At 59.8% G+C, this 741-nt stretch carries 1 protein-coding gene; it reads left to right on the top strand.

Annotation, left to right across the window (positions count from 1 at the left end; all coding sequences use genetic code 11):
- The coding region (locus tag A3754_RS07375) for an acyl-CoA dehydrogenase family protein (RefSeq protein ID WP_197468545.1) at positions 1-741 on the top strand (741 nt) is incomplete at both ends.

Genomic DNA, 741 nt, shown 5'->3' with positions numbered 1-741 from the left:
GGGGTCACCAAGCCGGAAGAGTTTGGCGGCATGGGGCTAGACTACTCCTACGGCATGGTTATGAGCGAAGAAATGGGCCGCGTCCATTGTGGCGGCGTGCCGTTGGCTGTGGGTGTACAAACCGACATGGCCACCCCAGCCATCGCCCGCTTCGGCTCCGATGAACTGCGTCGTGACTACCTGGCCCCCGCCATCGCCGGCGACATGGTCGCCTCCATTGCGGTTTCCGAACCCCATGCAGGTTCCGATGTGGCAGCGGTGAAAACCACCGCGGTGAAAGATGGCGACGACTACGTGATCAACGGCACCAAGATGTGGATCACCAACTCCCCCAGCGCCGATTTTTTCTGTCTGTTGGCCAACACCTCCGACGCCAAACCCCACGTCAATAAATCCCTGATCGTGGTGCCCAGGGATGCGGCCGGCATCACCGTGGACAAGCCCCTGAACAAGCTGGGCATGCGCTCTTCGGAAACCGCCCAGGTGTTCTTCGATAACGTGCGCGTGCCCCAGCGCAACCTGATCGGTCAGGAAGGCATGGGCTTCATGATGCAGATGATGCAGTTCCAGGAAGAGCGTTTGTTTGCCGCCGCCAACAGCCTCAAGGGTATGGAACATGTGATTGATGAAACCATCGCCTACGCCAAGGACCGCAAGGTATTCGGCATGTCGCTGATCGATAACCAGAGCGTGCATTTCCGCCTGGCCGAGCTGCAGACCGAAGTGGAAGCGCTACGCGCC

Source organism: Alcanivorax sp. HI0083, assembly GCF_001635175.1.
Note: the sequence above shows the minus strand (reverse complement) of the source record. Positions and strands in the feature narration are given on the sequence as shown.